The sequence below is a fragment of the Paenibacillus sp. MCAF9 genome (genome assembly GCF_052114265.1).
Classification (GTDB): Bacteria; Bacillota; Bacilli; order Paenibacillales; family Paenibacillaceae; genus Pristimantibacillus.
The window spans coordinates 1-13,103 of sequence record NZ_JBFREL010000006.1 but is presented as its reverse complement, the minus strand read 5'-3'; the positions used below and the strand labels follow the sequence as shown (position 1 = coordinate 13,103).

Genomic DNA, 13,103 nt, shown 5'->3' with positions numbered 1-13,103 from the left:
AATGGAAGATATTTATGTTATACCTGCTATTGTAGTTGGCGTTTTTGTTATATTAGGTCTTGCCTTCTGGGCGCGCTACAAAACAGTAAGTCCAGACGAAGCGATGCTCGTAACGGGATCATTTCTAGGCTCCCGAAATGCGAGCACGGATGAATCTGGGCGCAAAGTGAAAATCATTAGAGGCGGAGGCGCATTTATTCTGCCGATATTCCAGAAGGCTGAGTTTTTATCGCTATTGTCCCATAAGCTGGATGTATCGACGCCGGAGGTATACACAGAGCAAGGCGTACCAGTCATGGCAGACGGTGTAGCGATCATTAAAATTGGCGGCGCGGTTGAAGATGTGGCGACGGCGGCAGAGCAGTTTCTAGGCAAGCCTACCGAAGCGCTCAAGGGTGAAGCGCAGGAAGTATTGGAAGGACATTTGCGCGCAATTCTTGGCTCAATGACAGTTGAAGAGGTATATCGCAACCGCGATAAATTTGCGCAAGAGGTGCAAGGGGTTGCAGCTAAGGATTTGAAGAAGATGGGTCTTCAAATCGTTTCCTTCACGATCAAGGATTTGCGCGATAAACATGGATATTTGGACGCGCTGGGTAAACCGCGGATTGCTGCAGTCAAAAGAGATGCTGAGATTGCGGAAGCTGAAGCGATTCGGGATGCTAGAATTCAGAAGGCACTCGCTGCTGAGGCCGGTCAAAAGGCCGAGCTAGTGCGTGATACCAACATTGCGGAAGCAGAGAAAGAAAAGGAAATGAAGGTCGCGACGTTTAAACGTGACCAAGATACAGCAAGAGCGGAAGCGGATCAGGCTTATTCGATTCATGAAGCGCGAGCTAAGCAAAACGTAGTCGAAGAGCAAATGAAGGTTGAACTCGTACGTAAAGAACGTGAGATCGATCTGGAAGGAAAAGAAATATTGCGTCGTGAGAAGCAGTATGATGCAGAAGTGAAGAAAAAAGCCGATGCAGACCGTTACGCAGTTGTACAAGCGGCGGAAGCGAACAAGGCGAAGCTTCTTAATGAAGCTGATGCTCTGCAATACCGTATTGAAGCGGAAGCCAAGGCACATGCTACCCAGAAACGTTTGGATGGTTTAGCTGTTGCAGAAGCAGAGAGAGCGAAAGGTACAGCGGAGGCAGACGTTATTCGTCTTCGCGGTTTAGCGGAAGCGGAAGCAAAAGAGAAGCTAGCTGAAGCTTTTGAGAAATTTGGAGAAGCTGCAATCCTTGATATTATCGTAAAAATGCTTCCTGAGCTGGCTGGCAAAATTGCCGATCCTATCGGCAACATTGATAAGCTTACTGTCGTTGATACAGGGAATGGCGAAGGGGCGGCACGTATAAGCAATTATGTGACTTCATTAATGTCTACTGCTCCGGAGATGCTGAAGAGCGTATCGGGAATCGACGTGAATGCAATCATTAAAGGTCTGACGAATAGAGGCGGTAATTTGCCTGCAGTACCTAGCAAACCGGTTGATATTGCTGCTGCTCCTGCTGTAATTAAGCTTCCTGAACAATAGAGTAAGGCAGTGTAAACAGAAAAAAACCTTGAACCAAATGGTTCAAGGTTTCTTTGTTTATTAACGGCTGTAGAATTCGACGATTTGTTTCTCGTCGATATCTTGGGAAAGCTCACCGCGGTCAGGCAGACGAAGGAATTTACCTTCCATTGCTTGATCGTTGAACTCCAAGTAGTTCGGAAGGTGATGACGGCCTTCCATAGCTTCTTTAATTGTTCTAAGGCTGCGGCTGCGCTCGCGCAAACCGATTACATCGCCAAGAGAAACGCTGTAAGAAGCGATATCCACTTTCTTGCCGTTTACAGTTACGTGACCATGTGATACCAACTGACGAGCTCCTGCACGGGAGTTGGAAAGGCCAAGACGGTAAACGAGGTTGTCAAGACGGCTTTCAAGGAGGCCCATGAAGTTTTCACCGGCTTTACCTTTCATTTTTGCCGCTTTGTCAAACAAGTTGCGGAATTGTTTTTCGTTCAAACCGTACATGTGACGAAGCTTTTGTTTCTCTTGCAATTGAACGCCGTAACCGCTCATTTTTCTGCGTTGGTTAGGGCCGTGTTGACCTGGTGGAAAAGCGCGTTTTGCAAGTTCTTTACCCGTTCCGCTCAAAGAGATTCCAAGGCGACGGCTTAGTTTAAATTTAGGTCCTGTATAACGTGACATACGTAATATTAACTCCTTCATCAAATAAATTTGTGAATGGGGTTGTGTTTCGCCGAATACGTTCAATGTTCGAGCAAGCTCGTCCCTGATAGGCTAGTCAGCCGCTGGCCTATAGTGAACGTATTTCATGAGGGTGACACAAAACCGTACGCCCATCTATTCATCAATAAATAATATATGAATTAGATAGCTGTTGTCAAGGTTAACAAAGGAAATTTAATGATGTTTGAAACACATCGAAAGACCTATATTTTAAATACATAGTAGTGCAAATTTCTCAAAAATGGAGTATGATGATTGTAATATTAAGTGAAAATAGGAAGCTCATCACCTTGGTTGACAGATGGAAGGGTTGGGGCTGCATGGTTGATCGAATGAATAGCAGTTTTGCATATCGTAAATCATCAACAATTATGGATACATCAGCAGAGTCACAACCGATTTGGTTCATCAGCGAAGATATTAGCGATGCGGACAAGCCCTTGCTATCACCATTGTTCCAAGACAGTTTCAATCAGTGGGTAAGTGAAACATCAGGATTAGCCTCATTTGAGGCTGGTGAATTTGTGTTATTCAATAATGAAGCGGAAGAGATCTCATCTGAAGGTCTTTATGACGCTGAGGCTTGCGAGAAACGCGATGCTGCGCTTGCAAAGGTTGTCCAAAGCGTTTTAAGCAGCGGTTTATCATGTCATAATGAAGCAGATGATCTATTTACAGCAGCAGTGCCTATTCATAGGCGAGGCGATGGTGCTGTTTTTTGTATTCTTGCTTATGTGTCTCCAATTGGTCATCAGAAGGACATCGCGCAGCTTCAAATGTGCTCATTGCATTTTCGCAGCTGCTTTTACCATAAGTTTGAACAGCTTTATGTCAAGGATTTGCTTTTGCAGCAGCAGCGGGCAGAGCAGGAAGCAAGTAGAAGAGATTCTTTGTTTCAAGCAGCCAAACGGCTTTATGATCAAATCGATGTTGCATCGGTGCTGTCGGAATTGCTTAGCAGCCTGGAACAGCTTTATCCCAACTCGGAAGTTCATTTGTATTTGTCGCAGGACCACTTAAACGGTGATCCGCGTGTAAAGCCGCTTGTTTTCAAAAACTTGGAGCATGATCTTGTGACCAAGGCTTTTTTGAATGGCAAATCGGTTACGGAGCATGACAGAGACGGTACGCTTAGGCTGGCTGTTCCAATGAACGGCAAACAAGCTGCGTATGGTGTGCTTTGTTTGTATATAGGTCCAGGCAAATGGGATGAAGCGGACTTGCCTGCCTTCCTGCTGCTGGCGGATACTGCGGGATCAGCCTTCGAGAATGCGAAGCTGTATGAGCAATCTAATCTGCTTATTAATGAGCTGCGACTAATTAATGAGCTTACGAAACGATTAAACCAGTCGCTAAGGCTCAAAGAAATTTTTCAATTTGCTACCACTGAGCTTTTAACGATATTTGATGCGGATTATTGCTGTGTTTTGCAGCTTAACAAAGAAAAAAATCAATTCATCGTCATGTCCAGTAATTTCCCATCCCTGACGAGCGAGCAGTTTTTGCCCGATTACGGGTTCTGCGGAATGGTTTATCGAACCAAGGAGCCAATGATCATATCCGATTACTGGCATACTCGTGTTGTAACGTCCAAGCTAATGGATAATACTGGTTCAAGATCGCTTATTGCCTCACCGATAATGGTTGATGGAGAGGTCGTTGGCGTTATTTTGATTACACACAAAGCGCCAAACTTCTTCTCCTACGATAATTATAAATTACTTCAAGTGATGAGCACGCACATTGGACTTGCTGTAACGAATGCTTCATTGCACGCTGAAGTGCGCCGGATGGTTATAACTGATAACTTAACCGGCTTGCATGCTCGCCACTATTTAAATGAACAAATTCAAAACCGTCAGCGCAAAGATCCATTTGGCTCACTTATTCTTGTAGATATCGATTTTTTTAAACGCATCAATGATACGTATGGACATCAAGTTGGTGATCGTATACTCATACAAGTGAGCAATATTATTAGAGGATCGATTAGGCAGGGGGATATCGCGGCACGCTGGGGCGGCGAAGAGCTTGCGATTTACTTGCCAGGCATTCGGGCTGAGCAAGCGTACCGCATCGCCGAACGAATACGGGTGCATGTGGAGATGGAAACGGACCCAGTCGTAACCGTATCCTGCGGCGTGTCCGAATGGAAGTTTGAGGATGAAAAAATTAGCGTTGAATCTTTATTTTATCGTGCAGATATGGCACTTTACGAAGCTAAGCATAATGGACGTAATTGCATCATAGTTGGTCAAAGCTAAAAAGCGGGAACGTTGTAAAGTGAGGGATGCTGATTGCAGCATCCTTTTTTTGTTCCTATTTGGAATAAGGAGCTTGATAGTTAGGGACGATACTATAGAACATGTTGTACGGGAGGTAGGCATATGAAAAAAGAGAAAGCAATTGGCGTAATTGTTGTCACGCTTGTATTCATGCTCTCAATTGCCGGGTGCGGAAATGTGGGTAAACATCGAACACCTGAGGAATGGCTGTCTTTGTCTTATTCGGGGCTTGCCGCAACGGATCAATATGATTTTACAGGGTCGATGAGCATAAAGACAGACGGTGGTCTAGCTTTTAAACCGGAAGTGTTCGAAGGCAAGGTCGTGGATCATCAGCAGTTGACATTGCAAACGAATAGTCAGGAAACGATGCATTGGAATCCAGTAAAGGTGCTTGAGACGTTGAATCAGTCCAATGATGAGGTTCGGATCGTAAACGGCAGCAACGATGAGGAAACCGTAACGCTGTTGATTACAGAGAACGCAAAGGTTTCAAAGGAGAAATGGGAACAGCGTTTGCGGCAGCAGCTAGATCAGCTTGGAGCAAACATGCCTTCCAAAGATAAGCCTTTTCACCAAGAATGGATGGAGGAATTGGCACGATCGCGCAGCCAGCTTGATGCCATGCTTTCGTCCATGCAGGCGACCACGGAGTATGAGCTCGTTATCGACCGCAAGAAGCTGCTTCCGCTGAAGATGGAAGAGAAAACATCCTTTCAGTACACCTACAACAAACGTCCATTTTCTGAATCAAGATACACGACAGTAAGGTTTCAATCCTTTAACGGTGCGTTGAGCAACACTGTTCAGCAGATGCATAAACGTGTTACGATGGATTAGTTTATGATCGAAAGTTAGAAGGAGAGGAATTTTACATGCGTGATCCAAGATTGCAAAAGCTAGCGCGAAATTTAGTCGAATATTCTATCGATGTTCAAGCAGGGGAGAATGTGCTAATTGACATGGTTGGTTCAGAACGAGAGCTAACCAAGTGTTTAATAGAAGAGGTTGCAAGGCGGGGCGGCAGGCCGTTTGTAGAATCGAGCGATCGTTCTGTTCTTCGTACTTTGCTGAAGCATGCTACGAAGGAGCAAATGGAGCTTTGGTCGTCGCTTGATTTGGAGCGGATGAAAAATATGCAAGGATATATCGCTGTACGCTCAGGAGACAATGTGAATGAATTTGCTGGAATTCCTGATGCCAACATGCGCCTATATGATCAAATCTATAGAAATCCGGTACACTCCGAACAGCGCGTTAAAAAAACAAAATGGGTCGTTTTGCGTTACCCAAGTCCATCCATGGCTCAACTGGCCAATATGAGTACGGAAGATTTCGAAGACTTCTATTTTGATGTTTGCAACTTGGATTATGCCAAAATGGACGCAGCGATGAACCCGCTTCAGAAGCTGATGAGTGAAACAGATCGTGTGCGGATTGTATCGCCAGGCACGGATTTAAGCTTCTCGATTAAGAATATCGGAGCGAAAAAATGCTCTGGCCACCGAAATATTCCCGATGGAGAGGTTTTCTCAGCTCCGGTTCGCGATTCGGTGCAAGGTACGATTACTTACAATGCGCCTAGCGTCTATTCTGGCGTTACGTTCCAAAATATTTCACTGACATTTGAAAACGGCAAAATCATAAAAGCAGAAAGCAATGACAATGTTCGTTTGAATGAAATTTTAGACATGGATGAAGGCGCTCGCTATATTGGTGAGTTTGCAATCGGATTTAATCCGCATATTTTGCATCCCATGAATGATATTTTGTTTGATGAGAAAATTGCCGGCAGCTTGCACTTTACGCCAGGTCAAGCCTATGAAGAGACGGATAATGGCAACCGTTCCGCTGTTCATTGGGATCTCGTACTTATCCAACGCCCAGAATACGGCGGCGGCGAGATTTATTTTGATGATGTACTTATTCGCAAAGATGGCGTTTTCGTCATTCCAGAGCTTGAAGGGTTAAATGCTGAAAACCTCAAATAAGCATTTACGCTCGAATCGTATTCCTATGTAATAAATGGAAAATAAAGCGTTTTTCATTTTACCTCTTGCTGGATGCTTCTTTTCGGGTTATCATGGTGACAAAGGTAAGCTTTACTAATTTAACTGGAGGGATCTCCCATGTCCAACAACGCAGCAATCGTAGAAATTTCCCAAACGGCTAGCCAATTCACTTCGTCCATCGTTCTGCAAGCCGAGAGCAAATATATTGATGTAAAAAGCATCCTCGGACTTTTCACTACACTAGTAGGCGGACATGCGTACGAACTTCATGTACACGGACCGGATGCTGAGGAAGCAAAAGCAGCAATGGCTGCTGTATTTGCTAAGCACAACTTAAATGTTAATGTTATTACGGATTAGTAGATCATATTTTTAACGAATAAGCACCTCTTCACTTTTGAAGAGGTGCTTTTCTGTTTTGACCTTGTATAATCGCTCTATTTCGTCTAATATAGTGGTATAGAAGACGGCGGATACGCGCACAGGGGGGAAAACGATGTCTTCACCGGAAATTACGGTACAATTGCATGAGAAAGCGCTTCGTCTCCTTCAGGAAGATGCGAGTAAAATAGAAAAGCTAATCGAAGTTCAGATGGAAAACTTGACTACTCGTCAATGTCCACTTTACGAAGAAGTGCTAGATACACAAATGTATGGATTCTCGCGAGAGGTTGACTTTGCTGTTCGCGCCGGACTCATTGCAGAGCTGGCTGGCAAGGAAATAGTGAGTAGATTAGAGCGGAATTTAGCTATGCTATACGAAGCACTGGAAAGAAAAGAGTAGCCTCCGAATGGAGACTACTCTTTTTTTTTGTTTACACAAGGTAGAACGCAATACCGAGAATGACATAGACCATAATAAGCAGCACGCCTTCATACCAATTCGTACGTCCATCTCGCGATACTGATTTGGCAATAAAGACAGAAACGCCGATGGCCGTTAATTCGATAGGCGTGAATACGATATCCATCGTGTTTCCGAATAAGGTACTGACGAGAATGAGCACAGGCGCTACGAATAAAGCGATTTGCAAGCTGCTGCCGATGGCGATTTCTACAGCTGCGCCAATCTTATTTTTCATAGCCAGCATAACAGCAGCGCTATGCTCCGCCGCGTTTCCGACAATAGCGATTACGAATGCCCCTATAAACAGCTCAGACAGGCCAAATTTCGCACTGAATGCATCAAGGGTATGTACAAGCCATTCACTCACAAAGGCCACCATAACGGTAGCTAGGAGGAGGAAGAAGATTGACTTTCCTTTTGACCAGGCCGGCTCTTCGCCGTGATCTGCATTCATGACGACATCAGAGAGCATGTCCTTGTGAGTAACCATGGAGAACACCAGCCACAGAATATAAGCTAAAATCAAAATTCCCGCAACAGCAAGACTTAAAAACTGATCCTTCTCAAACGAAAACTTCTCTGAGACAATGAATACAGCTGGCACGAAAAGACCAATGACAGCCATGATCATGAGCGTAGAATTGTGATCAGCTAATCGGCCGTTAAATTGCTGCTCCTTATATTTCAACCCGCCAAGCAATATGCTAAGACCCAAAACGAGCAATAGATTTCCGATAATAGCTCCTGTCAAGCTCGCTTTTACCATATCGAATTGCTGCGCTTTAATCAAAAATATCGCGATGATGAGCTCTGCGGCATTTCCGAAGGTTGCATTGAGGAAGCCGCCCAGCCTTTGACCTGCATAATGTGCGACACTCTCCGTGGCTTTACCAAGAAAACCGGCCACAAAGATGATCGCGATGGCTGAAATGATAAATTGGACTGTATTATCCCAGTGGGCGTAATGACCGATGGCACTAAGTGCAAACATGAGGATTAACCCTGAGAAAAACCATTTTTGATTCAAAGCGTTCACCTCTTCAAATAGTTGCTGAAAACCTGATAATACTATAGCGGAAATAAGCAAGCATGTAAACTTTACCAGTTAAATGGTGCATTCGATATATTTATCTGATTCATGGAGAATAAAGGGGAGATAAAGTTATTGTCACATATTGGAGAAAGTTGGTAGAATGATAATAGTGTGAAGGATTGAATGGGGGCCTGGCTATATCGTTCTCAAAACGGATAAAAACCTTACGGAATTCGACAGAAGCCTTGCTGGTCGAACGATTATTAATGATATGCCTGGTTCAAAAGCTTCATGGACGAAAAAAAATCAACATTTGTATCTCGTTATCAATTACAAAGACGAGAACGCAGAGCTAAAGGAAATTGTTATGCTTGCCAACATTAATATGTTTAAGGTTTACTCCTTCGTAACGACGGTGAATCAAAAGCTAGCAAGCGCTAATGGTGGAAGAATTATCAATTTATAAGCATTTAGTTCAAATAACATCTTGTTCACAAAAGCTTTTAACACTCAGCTTTGCTGTGGTTATGTCCGTCTGCTATAATAAGCCTATATGGCAAAATGAGGAGTGAGTCACATGACAGAAGAACTTCAAACGGGTCTTATCCGAATCTCTGATGATGTAGTAGCAACGATAGCTGGACTCGCAGCGCTTGAAACGCCAGGCATTGCGGCAATGTCGGGCGGAATTTCCGAAGGACTCGCCAAACGGCTGAGCGGAAAGAACGTGCAAAAAGGTGTATCTGTTGAAGTAGGAACGACGGAAGCGGCCATTGATCTTCGTATTATTGTTCATTACGGCATTCCGATTCAAGAGGTATGTCGCCAGCTTCAACTGAATGTACGTGAATCTGTTGAGAATATGACAGGATTGCACGTTGTTGAAGTGAATGTGAAGGTAGAGGGCGTTGCCTTCAAAGAAGAAGAGTTGGAAGAAGTTCAGCAGCAGCGATTGAAGTAAATAAAAAAGGGTGCCTCTTTTATAAAAAGAGGCACCCTTTTTTTGATTCCATTAGCGCTTTGTAGGTTCTACACGATTTGCTTCCCTCGATATGCTTAACAATACGCCGATTGACATTAGACAAAATAGCAGGGATGAGCCGCCATAACTTATGAACGGAAGTGTAACACCTGTCAGCGGTATTGCGGCAGTAACGCCGCCTATGTTGACAAAAGCCTGAATGGCGATCAAGCCGACAATGCCAACACCAACAACTGTGCCGTAATGATCAGGACAGCGGAGTGCAACGATAAGACCACGCCATAAGAAAAATAAATAAAAGAGCAAGAAGAGGGCGCTGCCAATAAAACCTAACTCTTCTCCAATGATTGCAAAAATAAAATCATTATAGGGATATTTCAGGTAATGCAGCTTCTGGACGCTTTCACCGAATCCGGCACCGGTTAAACCGCCGTGGCCAAAGGCTTGCAGTGACGACACGAGATGCCAGCCGGTATCCTGAGAATCGCTGAGCGGATCTCTAAACACGGTAAGCCGATCAATTCGGTATTTCCAAGGTTTTGGATCAATCGCCATCGAGATACTGAATATGACGGTGAGAAAGAGGCCGATAATTGTTCCAGACATAAATACCTGCTTTAAATTCGCACCGCCAGCCATAATCATGACCGTAGCACATGCAGCAAGCACTAAAGTGGAACCAAGATCGGGCTGCATCATAATCAAGCCGCAAACGAAGCCGACGATAATGATAACAGGCAGCAGCCCTTTTTTGAAGCTGCGAAAATTATCGCCCTTCTTCGTTATAAGAGCACCAAGATACAATATGATGGCCAGCTTGGCTGGTTCTGTTGGCTGTATGCCAAGTTGTCCAATTCCAAACCAGCTATGTGCGCCATTGATCTCCTTGCCAACAAACGGAACGAGAAAGAGCATGATTACTACTGGAATGAAAAATAGCATGAAGAGGCGTTTAAATACTTGATAACGCAAATTCATCATAAACAACATAACCACTATGCCAAGGCCAGCCCACACGAACTGGCGCTTGGTGAAATACAAAGCATCTTCCTTCGTTACGACCGCGACACTTGAGCTTGCGCTGAAAACCATAACAAGCCCAAAGCCAACGAGCAGAAGAGTTAAAATGAGAAGCAGAAAGTCCGGTCTTCCACGGCTACCGTTCTGCGTGGCTTTCATGTCAGCACCGTTACGCTAACAATTGTTTCAATTGCTGAAGTCTTTGCGTCGCCGTACTCATAATTGGCTGTGGAATAGGGGACTCATACTCAAGACCATGCGGGAAAGTGGAGCGTCCAATATAAACTGATTCGATAATTAGAACGGCATGAGGTGATTCAAGCTTACCTTCAATGGCTCTTGTTGTAATTCTCAAATAATAATCGGATCCGCTCGCGTGATCCTCAAGTTTCAAGTCGTATGTAGCGCGATAGTATTCCCACTGCCAACGGACAAAACCAACTTTTTCAGCAGATTCGTCTAAGTGGTCAAGTTCGCTTTTAACACCGTTTAAGCCGGTATTTTCAATAATCATGGTAGTTCCTCCCAAAGGTTTTGTGAAGCAAAACTGACTTTACTAGCATATGCTTCCATTTCAAAAGACAGAGTTGTACATTCTTTTCTCATGATAGTATGTTTCCCCAGCAAGCGCAACCCTTACTCCCACCCCTTGTTGTGAACAAAAGTGACATTTTGAAGAAAACTAATATTCCTAACGATTTAGTGATGCATTTGCTTCCTAATTAAGCCGTTCATCTGGTAAACTAAATGGCATGATAGGATTCGTAGTTTTTTTGAAAATGTAAGGGGGTTTGCGATTTGCAAACAGAGGATATCGTAGATCTACAGCTAGAGCAGCTATTTCCAAAAATGATTAATTGGCGCAGGCATCTTCATCAATATCCTGAGCTTTCGTTCCATGAGCGTGTAACGTCAAGCTGGATTGCTACCCAATTAAGCGAGCTGGGCATAGAGGTCCAGACAGGCGTTGGAGGACATGGACTAATTGCAACCATTAAGGGTGATCAACCAGGCCCGGTCATAGCGCTGCGGGCTGACATTGATGCACTTCCTATTCAAGATGAGAAAAAATGCGAATATGCGTCTAAGGTGCCAAACGTTATGCACGCATGCGGTCATGATGCACATACATCTACGCTTCTAGCGATTGCGTCTTATTATTCAGCAAATCGATCCGCTATTTGCGGTGAGCGCAGACTATTGTTCCAGCCAGCCGAAGAGGTTACACCTGGCGGAGCAATGCCGATGATTAAGGATGGAGCGCTGGATGGAGTAGACGTCATTTATGGCGTACATCTTTGGACGCCGCTCGCTTATGGCTTGGTGTCGTCCAAACCGGGAGCCTTTATGGCTGCTGCGGATGAATTCGTTATTGATATTGTGGGACGAGGCGGTCATGGGGGATTGCCGCATCAAGCTATTGATGCGATTATGATTGGATCAACGCTTGTGCAATCCGTTCAATCCATTGTAAGCCGCAATGTGAACCCGCTGCATCCGGCAGTGGTGACTATCGGTTCTTTCCAAGCAGGTACGACCAATAACGTCATTGCGGAACGTTGCAGACTAAAAGGAACTGTCCGTTCGTTTGACGAACAGACGAGAATGATGATACATGACCGGCTCAAGTCACTTGTTACGCATATATGCCAAATGCATGGCGCTGAATTCGATTACCAGATGAGGATTGGCTATCCGCCCGTCGTAAACGATGATGAAGAGGCTGAGCGATTCTTCAAGGTGGGTGAAACGCTGTTCGGTGAAAGCGCGGTTGTGCGTTCGGAAGCCATTACGGTTGCAGAGGATTTTTCTTATTACTTGGAAAAAGTGCCAGGCTGCTTTATGTTTGTTGGTGCTGGCAATGAGAGCTGCGGTGCAACGTATGCGCATCATCACCCTAAATTCGACATTGACGAGAGAGCGATGCAGCGGGCAGCCAGGCTTCTGATTGGTATGGCTGAGGAATATGCGACTGGATTTGTTTCATCCGAGTAAGAGCGGATGCTCAGGTTCTAAAAAGGTTATGCTAAACCTCGTAACTTATAATCGAGGAGGTATTTCAGCTGAAAACGTTAAAACAAATTATGTCGACAGATTGTGTCACAGCGACTTTGGTTGATAATGTATACGAGGTTGCTGTAAAAATGAAGGAACATGATATTGGATTTATTCCAATTGTAGACGGCAGGAAGCTGATAGGTGTAGTCACTGATCGAGATATAGTCGTAAGAGGATATGCAGAGAAGCATCCTGGCTCAGCTGCAGTTGCTGAGGTAATGAGTACGGATGTGGCTACGATAACTTCTGACGCATCTCCCGATGAGGCAGCGGAGCTGATGGCATCTAAGCAGATACGCAGACTTCCGGTTGTGGATGATGGAGAGCTAGTAGGAATACTGGCAATCGGAGATCTTGCTGTTCGAGATATATTTGCCGATGAAGCCGGGGAGGCGCTTAGCTCAATTTCGGAGCAAGAGTATTCAGCATCCCCTCCAACGGTTCATTAATATAAATAAGGCTGTCCGAGCGCGCTGTTAAACGCGCTTTGATATGCTCCCCAAATAGTAGACAGGTGAAATAATAAAAAACCTGTTGCTATGAGGGGAGCATTTTCATGTCTAAAATTAAATATTCCGCATCAGAGAAACGTACCATTATCGAAGAGATCAAAAGTGGCGAGCTTGGCTTTATGGC

Annotated in this window: 14 protein-coding genes; 10 read left to right on the top strand and 4 right to left on the bottom strand. The window is 44.6% G+C overall.

The features are described from left to right. Nucleotide 1 precedes the first annotated feature (1 nt). Nucleotides 2-1,525: a flotillin family protein gene (locus tag AB4Z45_RS12260; protein ID WP_339208811.1), complete on the top strand. Its 1,524-nt coding sequence runs from the start codon at nt 2-4 to the stop codon at nt 1,523-1,525. Between the two features lie 60 nt (nt 1,526-1,585). Here the strand turns inward: AB4Z45_RS12260 and rpsD are convergent, their stop codons facing one another. Further along, nucleotides 1,586-2,188, bottom strand: coding sequence for a 30S ribosomal protein S4 (rpsD, locus tag AB4Z45_RS12255; protein WP_054028044.1), 603 nt, complete (start codon nt 2,186-2,188; stop codon nt 1,586-1,588). 332 nt (nt 2,189-2,520) lie between these two features. Between rpsD and AB4Z45_RS12250 the strand changes: the two genes are divergently transcribed. From AB4Z45_RS12250 to AB4Z45_RS12230, 5 genes are all read left to right on the top strand, one after another. After that, nucleotides 2,521-4,494, top strand: coding sequence for a sensor domain-containing diguanylate cyclase (locus AB4Z45_RS12250; RefSeq protein ID WP_441909553.1), 1,974 nt, complete (start codon nt 2,521-2,523; stop codon nt 4,492-4,494). Nucleotides 4,495-4,617: 123 nt separating this feature from the next. Further along, entirely contained in the window at nt 4,618-5,355 is a 738-nt protein-coding gene (locus AB4Z45_RS12245; protein WP_441909552.1) for a hypothetical protein, read from the top strand. A gap of 35 nt (nt 5,356-5,390) precedes the next feature. Next, the gene (locus tag AB4Z45_RS12240; protein WP_441909550.1) at nt 5,391-6,506 is read left to right on the top strand and encodes an aminopeptidase; all 1,116 of its coding nucleotides are present in this window, start codon (nt 5,391-5,393) and stop codon (nt 6,504-6,506) included. A 138-nt stretch (nt 6,507-6,644) separates the two neighbouring features. Further along, nucleotides 6,645-6,887: an HPr family phosphocarrier protein gene (locus tag AB4Z45_RS12235; RefSeq protein WP_076268246.1), complete on the top strand. Its 243-nt coding sequence runs from the start codon at nt 6,645-6,647 to the stop codon at nt 6,885-6,887. A gap of 136 nt (nt 6,888-7,023) precedes the next feature. Beyond that, nucleotides 7,024-7,311, top strand: coding sequence for a YlaN family protein (locus AB4Z45_RS12230; RefSeq protein ID WP_054028048.1), 288 nt, complete (start codon nt 7,024-7,026; stop codon nt 7,309-7,311). A 31-nt stretch (nt 7,312-7,342) separates the two neighbouring features. On the opposite strand, the gene cax is transcribed toward AB4Z45_RS12230, so the two are convergent. Next, the gene (gene cax / locus AB4Z45_RS12225; RefSeq protein WP_441909549.1) at nt 7,343-8,401 is read right to left on the bottom strand and encodes a calcium/proton exchanger; all 1,059 of its coding nucleotides are present in this window, start codon (nt 8,399-8,401) and stop codon (nt 7,343-7,345) included. 277 nt (nt 8,402-8,678) lie between these two features. Here cax and AB4Z45_RS12220 point away from each other — a divergent pair, with 277 nt between their 5' ends. Then, nucleotides 8,679-8,873 (top strand): hypothetical protein, encoded by a 195-nt coding sequence (locus tag AB4Z45_RS12220; protein ID WP_076268248.1) that lies wholly within the window; start codon nt 8,679-8,681, stop codon nt 8,871-8,873. A gap of 111 nt (nt 8,874-8,984) precedes the next feature. Beyond that, nucleotides 8,985-9,368 (top strand): Asp23/Gls24 family envelope stress response protein, encoded by a 384-nt coding sequence (locus AB4Z45_RS12215; protein ID WP_076268249.1) that lies wholly within the window; start codon nt 8,985-8,987, stop codon nt 9,366-9,368. A 51-nt stretch (nt 9,369-9,419) separates the two neighbouring features. Here the strand turns inward: AB4Z45_RS12215 and ftsW are convergent, their stop codons facing one another. Then, nucleotides 9,420-10,568: a putative lipid II flippase FtsW gene (ftsW, locus tag AB4Z45_RS12210; protein WP_076268250.1), complete on the bottom strand. Its 1,149-nt coding sequence runs from the start codon at nt 10,566-10,568 to the stop codon at nt 9,420-9,422. Nucleotides 10,569-10,578: 10 nt separating this feature from the next. After that, nucleotides 10,579-10,923 carry a YugN family protein gene (locus tag AB4Z45_RS12205; RefSeq protein ID WP_076268251.1) on the bottom strand — a complete coding sequence of 115 codons (345 nt, stop codon included), beginning with the start codon at nt 10,921-10,923 and terminating at the stop codon, nt 10,579-10,581. A 335-nt stretch (nt 10,924-11,258) separates the two neighbouring features. Between AB4Z45_RS12205 and AB4Z45_RS12200 the strand changes: the two genes are divergently transcribed. Together AB4Z45_RS12200 and AB4Z45_RS12195 are read left to right on the top strand one after the other, a co-directional pair. Then, a complete protein-coding gene (locus AB4Z45_RS12200; RefSeq protein WP_441909953.1) occupies nt 11,259-12,404 on the top strand; it encodes an amidohydrolase in 1,146 nt (381 codons plus the stop codon). Nucleotides 12,405-12,493: 89 nt separating this feature from the next. Next, complete coding sequence (locus AB4Z45_RS12195; protein ID WP_441909547.1) at nt 12,494-12,916, top strand: CBS domain-containing protein; 423 nt, start codon at nt 12,494-12,496, stop codon at nt 12,914-12,916. The last annotated feature ends 187 nt before the right edge of the window (nt 12,917-13,103 follow it).